Raw genomic sequence first — 7,426 nt, 5'->3', positions numbered from 1 at the left:
GTTATCTCCCGCAGCAGACGGCGGCGCAGAAGGATTTCCCTGCCACGGTTGGGGAGGTCGTACTGTCCGGCTGTTTGAGCAGGCGCGGAAACAAGCCTTTCTATTCGGGAAAGGAAAAGGCGCTGGCGGAAAAGAACATGGAGCGGCTGGGAATTGCAGAGCTGGCGGGCCAGTGCTACCGCGACTTATCAGGCGGACAGCAGCAGCGTACCCTGATTGCCCGGGCCCTGTGCGCTACGGACAAGCTGCTGATCCTGGATGAGCCGATTACGGGTCTGGACCCTTCGGCAATCCTGGAATTTTACGAGATTATCCGAAAATTGAATCAAAAAGAGGGCGTGGCGATCTTAATGGTATCCCACGATATTGCAAATGTGGTGAAGCAGGCGAAAAAGATTCTTCATTTAAAGAGAGAGGTGCTGTTCTACGGCACGACGGAGGAGTATTTGAAGAGCAGCGCGGGCCACATTTATCTGGGAGGTGAGCTTTGATGGAAATGGTGAGAGAGATGCTTTCATACCCGTTCCTCGTCAGGGCCTTAGTGGGCGGAATTCTCGTCTCGCTCTGCGCGTCCCTTCTGGGTGTGAGCCTTGTGCTGAAACGGTATTCCATGATTGGGGACGGATTGTCCCACGTGTCCTTCGGCGCGCTCTCCATCGCGGTAGCGGCCGGATGGTCCCCCTTAAAGGTATCCATTCCCGTGGTGGTTCTGGCGGCGTTCTTCCTTTTAAGGATCACGGAGCATGGGAAGATCAAGAGTGACGCGGCCATCGCCATGATATCGGCGGCGGCCCTTGCCATCGGTATTATCGTCACCTCCATGACGACCGGTATGACGACCGATGTTAGCAGCTACATGTTCGGAAGCATTCTGGCCATGAGCAGGACGGACGTCAGCTTAAGCGTGATCTTAAGCGTCGTGGTTCTGGGGCTGTTTCTGATCTGTTACAATAAGATTTTTGCAGTGACCTTTGATGAGAATTTCGCCAGAGCCACGGGAGTGAACGTCTCGTGGTATAATGTGCTCATTGCGATTCTGACGGCGATCACCATTGTTCTTGGAATGCGGATGATGGGAGCAATGTTGATTTCCAGCCTGATTATCTTTCCGGCGCTCACATCCATGCGGCTCTTTAAGAGCTTCCGCGGCGTGGTGCTGTCCTCCGGCGTGCTGGGCGTGGTGTGCTTCTGTATTGGTATGGTGATGTCCTACCGGTTCTCCACACCGGCGGGAGCCAGCGTCGTCGTGGTCAATCTGGCGGCATTTCTGCTCTTTACAGGGGCAGAGTGGGCGCTCAAATTCCGAACCGGCGGAAAAAAGCCGGAATTAAGTGAAAATACGGAAGCAGAAAGGCAGCAGCAAGATGGATGAGAAAAAATTAATTCATGCCCGGCGCCATGTGAGCCAGACACAGTTTATTGCATATGGATTTTTCTGCATTATCATAACGGGAACACTTTTACTCATGCTTCCCTTTGCCAGCCGCGACGGACAGTCGGAGCCATTTTTAAACTGTCTGTTTACGGCTACCAGCGCGTCCTGCGTGACGGGCCTTGTGGTGGCGGATACCTGGAGTCAGTGGTCCTTATTTGGCCAGCTTGTCATTCTGACCATGATTCAGATCGGCGGTCTGGGCTTTATCACGGTGGGCGTCTTCATCTCCATCGTTCTCCGCCGTAAGATCGGGCTGAAGGAGCGCGGACTCATGATGGAGAGCGTCAATACCCTGCAGATCGGCGGGGTGGTGCGCCTGGCAAAGAAGATTATCATCGGCACGTGCATCTTTGAGGGAACGGGTGCGGTGCTTCTGGCAATCCGCTTTATCCCCCAGTTTGGTTTCTTACGGGGACTGTTCTACGGTATCTTCCATTCCATATCGGCCTTCTGCAACGCGGGCTTCGACCTGATGGGCGGGCAGACACCGTACAGCTCTTTTGTAGCCTATTACGATGACTGGCTGGTGAACCTGGTCATCATGTCCCTTATTATTATCGGCGGTATCGGCTTTATCGTCTGGGATGATTTAAGCCGGAATAAGCTGCATTTCCGAAAATATATGCTTCAGACGAAGATTGTACTCGTCACCACCGCGATCCTGGTCTTCGGCGGAGGACTGCTGTTTTATCTGCTGGAGAGGAATCATCTTCTGGTGGGAATGAATACCAGCGGTAAGATCCTGACCTCCTTATTCAGCTCCGTGACGGCCAGAACGGCCGGCTTCAACACGACGGACACGGCGGCCTTAACCGATGGAAGCAAGCTGCTGACCATCATCCTGATGTTCATCGGAGGAAGCCCTGGCTCCACCGCCGGCGGCATCAAGACGACGACCCTGGTGGTCCTTCTCTTGTGCGTACATTCCAATATCAAGCAGACGTACGGGATCAATATCTTCGGCCGGAGGCTGGAGAACGACGCGGTCAAGCGTGCCGGAACGATTCTGACGATCAATCTTTTACTGGCAGTCACGGCGTCGCTGGCTATCATGGCGATACAGCCGCTGGGATTTTCCGATATCCTGTTTGAGACGTTTTCCGCTATCGGCACCGTCGGAATGACTACGGGAATCACGAGAGCGCTCCATCCGGTATCGCGCTGCATCATCATTCTTCTGATGTACTGCGGCAGAATCGGAAGCCTTTCCTTTGCCCTGGCCTTTGTCCAGTCCAAGAGAAAGCCCCATGTACAGCAGCCTGCGGAGGCAATCAACATCGGGTAAGCCCGCGGCCGGTGCCTGTAAGTGTAGAGATCATGTATTGAATAATATGCTGCGAAGCAAAGGAGAATATCATATGAAATCAATTTTAATCATAGGAATGGGACGGTTTGGCCACCATCTCTGCGAGAATCTCGCCATGCTGGGAAATGACGTCATGGTGGTGGACCAGAAGGAAGAGGTGTTAGAGGACCTGCTACCCATCGTGACCAGCGCCAAGATCGGAGACTGTACCAACGAGGCGGTTTTACGAAGCCTGGGAATCGCCAACTTCGACATCTGTTTCGTCTGTATCGGAACGAATTTCCAGAGCAGTCTGGAGATCACCAGCCTTGTAAAGGAGCTGGGCGGCCGCCGTGTCATCAGCAAGGCGAACCGCGACATTCACGCCAAGTTCCTTCTCAGAAACGGCGCGGACGAGGTCATCTATCCGGACCGTGATATTGCAGAAAAGATGGCGGTCCGCTACAGCGCCAACCACGTATTTGACTACATTGAACTGACGCAGGAATACTCCATCTACGAGATTCCGCCTCTTCCGGAATGGATCCACAAGACCATTCGCGAGGCCGATATCCGCAACCGTTACCACATCAGCGTCCTGGGCATCAAACGCGAGGGAAAAGCCCAGCTCATGCCCCCGGCCGACTATGTCATTCAGGCGCAGGAGCATCTGATGGTAATTGGAAAAAAGGTGGATATTGACAATATCCTGGAAAAGATGAAATGATTTGCTCAAGGTTCGAGTAAATGATATCGCCGTCTCCCGCACCATGAATAATAAGGGGATTGTGGATGAATACAGGCGGCGCAAGCTGGCCTACGATGTGGTAAAACGGATTTACCACGCTTACGAAGATAAATGACAGGAAGAGCAGCAGGGGAAAACCGCGTTTTCTAAACAAGGTTTTCCCCTGCTGTTTATTTAAAAGCCTGTTCTCCTCTTTCATTTAAAAATTCCCACATATTTGGATTTATTTTCCTTATTGAGAATTGTTTTCAATAAAGTACTTGATTTTTTAATTGAATTAGCATATACTAACTACTAGTTGGAAAGTGAAATTGAGAATGATTTTCAAATTTAGCAGAGGTGGTGAATAGGATGCCTTTAACCATGGTAAGAACCGGCGAAGCACAGGTAATACGTAAAATCGGCGGGAACGAAGAGACGAAACGTTTTCTGGAGAATCTTGGTTTTGTAACTGGTGCAGTGGTCACCGTGGTATCGACGATCAGCGGAAATATGATAGTCAATGTCAAGGATTCCAGAATCGCAGTGAATCAGGATATGGCAAAAAAAATTATGGTTTAGTAGGAGGAAAAGAGGATGCAGACCTTGAAGGAAATTCCATGCGGCACGACCGTAACTGTGAAGAAGTTAAACGGAGAGGGCGCAGTCAAACGCCGGATTATGGATATGGGGATTACAAAAGGCTGTTCTGTATTTGTCAGGAAGGTTGCACCGCTCGGGGACCCGGTGGAAGTAACGGTGCGAGGATATGAACTTTCTTTGAGAAAACAGGATGCGGAACTGATTGTGGTAGAGTAAAGGATCAGGGGAGGGCGGACGCCCTATATTTTAAGAATAAGAGTTAGATATGGCTAACTAAAGGAGGAACAAGAGTATGGCAATCCGTATTGCACTGGCAGGTAATCCGAACTGCGGAAAAACCACCATGTTTAATAACTTAACAGGCTCCAACCAGTATGTTGGAAACTGGCCTGGAGTTACGGTTGAGAAGAAGGAAGGGAAGCTGAAGGGAAAGAAAGACATTATTATCACCGACCTTCCGGGAATTTATTCCCTGTCACCGTATACACTGGAAGAGGTCGTAAGCCGTGACTATTTAATCAATGAGAGACCGGACGCGATTATTAACCTGGTGGACGCCACGAATCTGGAACGTAACTTATATTTGACGACACAGCTGCTGGAGCTGGGGATTCCGGTTGTCATCGCCCTGAACATGATGGATCTGGCGGTGAAGAGCGGCGATAAGATCGACGAGAAGAAGCTGGCGGCAGCGTTTGGCTGTGAAGTGGCTGCTACCTCCGCCTTAAAGGGCGAGGGACTGACTGAAGTGGTGGACCGTGCGGTTCGTCTGGCAAATGCCAGGACCATTCAGGTGCCGAAGCATGAGTTTTCCGGAGAGGTGGAAGGCTATCTGGCCGATATCGCAGACCTCCTTCCCAATTCCGTTCCGGACCATCTGGCGCGCTGGTACAGCATCAAGCTGTTCGAGCAGGATGAGAAGGTCCTGGGTACGACCCCACTTTCTGCCGATTCCTCGAAGCGCATCGTGGAAATCGTGAAAGATGCCGAGAAGCAGATGGATGACGATGCGGAGAGTATCATCACCAACGAGAGATACGAATACATATCGAAAATCATTACGGACTGTTTAAAGAAGAACCGAAGGGGAATGACCGTTTCGGACAAGATTGACAGGATTGTAACGAACAGAATCCTGGCGCTTCCGATCTTCGTGGCTATGATGTTTGTGGTCTATTACGTTTCCGTCACATCACTCGGAACCATTGTTACCGACTTTACCAACGATACGCTGTTTGGCGCATGGATCCAGCCGGCCGTTCAGGGCTTGATGGAGACCGCAGGCGCTTCCGAATGGCTCGTTTCCCTGGTTGTGGATGGTATCATCGGAGGTCTGGCGGCTCCAATCGGATTCGCTCCTCAGATGGCGATTCTCTTCCTGTTCTTATCTGTCCTGGAGGACTGCGGATACATGGCGAGAGTTGCATTTATCATGGACCGTATTTTCCGCAGATTCGGATTATCGGGAAAGAGCTTTATCCCGCTGCTTATCTCTTCCGGCTGCGGCGTTCCAGCCATCATGGCCACTAAAACCATTGAAGATGATAAAAACCGCCGTATGACCATTATGACATCGACCTTCGTTCCCTGCGGCGCAAAGCTTCCGGTTATCGCACTGGTAGCAGGTGCGATCATGGGTGGGGCCTGGTGGATGGCACCCAGCATGTATTTCATCGGAATTGCATCGGTTATCGTATCCTGTATTATTTTAAAGAAAACGAAAATGTTTGCAGGTGATCCGTCACCGTTCGTAATTGAACTTCCGCAGTACCACGTTCCGTCAGTGAAGACCGTGCTGCTTCACGTATGGGAGCGTGTATGGAGCTTCTTAAAGAAAGCGGGAACAATCCTGTTCCTCTGCTGTATGGTGATGTGGTTCCTGGCTACGTTCGGCGTGGAAAACGGCGCCTTCGGCATGGTCCAGGATATGGAAGCTTCCTTCCTCGCGATCATCGGCACCTTCCTCGCTCCGATCTTTGCTCCTCTGGGCTTCGGCAGCTGGCAGGCGGTTGCATCCTCCCTTTCCGGATTCGTGGCAAAGGAAGGTATCGTCAGCACCATGGGCGTCCTTGCCAATATGGCGGAGGCGACGGAGAGTGACGCCGCTCTGTGGCAGTACGTTATGACTGATTTCTTCCACGGAAGCGCCCTTGCAGGATTTACCTTCTTAACCTTTAACTTACTGGATTCTCCGTGTCTGGCTGCAATCAGCACCATGGCAAAGGAGATGGGAAATAAGGGCTGGACCGCGTTTGCAGTTATCTTTCAGAATGTATTTGCCTATGCGGTATGCTTAATGATCTATCAGCTGGGATCATTCGCCATGGGCGGTGGTTTCGGTATTGGAACAGCCGCTGCTGTTATTGTTCTTGCTGTAACTCTGTATCTGCTGTTCCGTCCGGCTCCGAAGGCTGACAAGAAGACGGGAGCCGTAGCGGCCAGAATTTAAGCAGATGCACAGCACCATCGTAATGACCTGGAGGACGGACTACCAGGAGACTGAATAGAAAAGAGGGATACTTATGGTAACTTGGATAGCTGCCAATGCGGCGACAATTATGATATCACTGATATTACTCGTATTGACGGGACTTGCGATCCGTTCCGTGTATAAGAACCGAGGAACCTGCAGCTGCGGAAGCAAGAGCGGCTGCGGAGGACAATGCAGTTGCTGCCATGGCTGCGCTCCAGGCCATAAGCCGCGCTCATAACGGGGAGGTTGATAAGATGAATCGGACTGATATCCTCGAAGAGAAACGCGCCTATGTGATTCGGGAATTAAAGAGAAACGGATGCAGAATCACAAACCAGAGACAGATTCTGATCGATGTGATTCTGCAGGACGAATGCTGCTGCTGTAAGGAAATGTATTATCAGGCACTGGAAAAGGACCCCACGATCGGGATGGCCACCGTTTACCGGATGGTGAAGACCCTGGAGGAGATCGGACTGATCCAGAGAAAGAACCTTTACCGGATAGACGGAGACAGCGCCAGCGCCTGAAGGGATCAAAAACCCGGGCAGGAGAAGAGCTGACGGTGCTCAATGAGAATAACAGGAACCGGCCGTGGTACCCGAGCAGACAGCTGCAGGGCGCCGCGGCCGGTTCCTTTGTATTTTGAAATATGGGCCGGGGGTGGACTTATGAGAATAAATCGTATATGATAGAAATGATACACACGGGATGGGGAGGAACTGCCATGTATGAGTCCGGAGAAAATTATCTGGAGACGATCCTGCGTCTGAGAGAGAAAAATGGGACGGTGCGTTCCATCGATATCGCCCACGAACTGAATTTCAGCAAACCGAGCGTGAGCCGTGCCATCGGAATCCTGAAGGAGGACGGCTTCCTTGTGGTGGGAGCGAGGGGAGATAT

At 51.4% G+C, this 7,426-nt stretch carries 11 protein-coding genes; all 11 read left to right on the top strand.

Annotation, left to right across the window (positions count from 1 at the left end; all coding sequences use genetic code 11):
* Positions 1–491: metal ABC transporter ATP-binding protein (locus ACLTD4_RS31630; RefSeq protein WP_412331871.1), on the top strand; the 491-nt coding region annotated here is incomplete at its 5' end.
* Positions 491–1,372 (top strand): metal ABC transporter permease, encoded by an 882-nt coding sequence (locus tag ACLTD4_RS31625; protein WP_055657065.1) that lies wholly within the window; start codon positions 491–493, stop codon positions 1,370–1,372. The genes ACLTD4_RS31630 and ACLTD4_RS31625, both read left to right, overlap by 1 nt.
* Complete coding sequence (locus tag ACLTD4_RS31620) at positions 1,365–2,720, top strand: TrkH family potassium uptake protein (protein ID WP_055657067.1); 1,356 nt, start codon at positions 1,365–1,367, stop codon at positions 2,718–2,720. The genes ACLTD4_RS31625 and ACLTD4_RS31620 overlap by 8 nt, the downstream gene beginning before the upstream one ends.
* 73 nt (positions 2,721–2,793) lie before the next feature.
* Positions 2,794–3,447 carry a potassium channel family protein gene (locus ACLTD4_RS31615; RefSeq protein ID WP_055657071.1) on the top strand — a complete coding sequence of 218 codons (654 nt, stop codon included), beginning with the start codon at positions 2,794–2,796 and terminating at the stop codon, positions 3,445–3,447.
* A 1-nt stretch (position 3,448) separates the two neighbouring features.
* A complete protein-coding gene (locus ACLTD4_RS31610; RefSeq protein WP_277958354.1) occupies positions 3,449–3,583 on the top strand; it encodes a hypothetical protein in 135 nt (44 codons plus the stop codon).
* A 236-nt stretch (positions 3,584–3,819) separates the two neighbouring features.
* Entirely contained in the window at positions 3,820–4,029 is a 210-nt protein-coding gene (locus ACLTD4_RS31605) for a FeoA family protein (protein WP_055657073.1), read from the top strand.
* Between the two features lie 15 nt (positions 4,030–4,044).
* Positions 4,045–4,266 carry a FeoA family protein gene (locus tag ACLTD4_RS31600; RefSeq protein WP_025530593.1) on the top strand — a complete coding sequence of 74 codons (222 nt, stop codon included), beginning with the start codon at positions 4,045–4,047 and terminating at the stop codon, positions 4,264–4,266.
* Positions 4,267–4,342: 76 nt separating this feature from the next.
* On the top strand, positions 4,343–6,499 hold the full coding sequence (feoB, locus tag ACLTD4_RS31595) for a ferrous iron transport protein B (RefSeq protein ID WP_117621593.1): 2,157 nt from the start codon (positions 4,343–4,345) through the stop codon (positions 6,497–6,499).
* Between the two features lie 73 nt (positions 6,500–6,572).
* Positions 6,573–6,761, top strand: a complete 189-nt coding sequence (locus ACLTD4_RS31590) for a FeoB-associated Cys-rich membrane protein (protein ID WP_081034280.1) — start codon at positions 6,573–6,575, stop codon at positions 6,759–6,761.
* A 16-nt stretch (positions 6,762–6,777) separates the two neighbouring features.
* Complete coding sequence (locus ACLTD4_RS31585) at positions 6,778–7,053, top strand: transcriptional repressor (RefSeq protein WP_117621594.1); 276 nt, start codon at positions 6,778–6,780, stop codon at positions 7,051–7,053.
* A gap of 197 nt (positions 7,054–7,250) precedes the next feature.
* On the top strand, positions 7,251–7,426 hold a 176-nt coding region (locus ACLTD4_RS31580), incomplete at its 3' end, for a metal-dependent transcriptional regulator (RefSeq protein WP_412331872.1).

Source organism: Hungatella sp. (assembly GCF_046966825.1).
The sequence above is the reverse complement of the archived record's forward strand: the minus strand, read 5'-3'. Positions and strand labels throughout refer to the sequence as shown.

Bases quoted from the DNA above. Each gene is read 5' to 3' on its own strand.
- ACLTD4_RS31615 (WP_055657071.1), top strand. From the start codon at position 2,794: ATGAAATCAATTTTAATCATAGGAATGGGACGGTTTGGCCACCATCTC.
- ACLTD4_RS31600 (WP_025530593.1), top strand. From the start codon at position 4,045: ATGCAGACCTTGAAGGAAATTCCATGCGGCACGACCGTAACTGTGAAG.
- ACLTD4_RS31625 (WP_055657065.1), top strand. From the start codon at position 491: ATGGAAATGGTGAGAGAGATGCTTTCATACCCGTTCCTCGTCAGGGCC.
- ACLTD4_RS31605 (WP_055657073.1), top strand. From the start codon at position 3,820: ATGCCTTTAACCATGGTAAGAACCGGCGAAGCACAGGTAATACGTAAA.
- ACLTD4_RS31620 (WP_055657067.1), top strand. From the start codon at position 1,365: ATGGATGAGAAAAAATTAATTCATGCCCGGCGCCATGTGAGCCAGACA.
- feoB (WP_117621593.1), top strand. From the start codon at position 4,343: ATGGCAATCCGTATTGCACTGGCAGGTAATCCGAACTGCGGAAAAACC.
- ACLTD4_RS31585 (WP_117621594.1), top strand. From the start codon at position 6,778: ATGAATCGGACTGATATCCTCGAAGAGAAACGCGCCTATGTGATTCGG.
- ACLTD4_RS31590 (WP_081034280.1), top strand. From the start codon at position 6,573: ATGGTAACTTGGATAGCTGCCAATGCGGCGACAATTATGATATCACTG.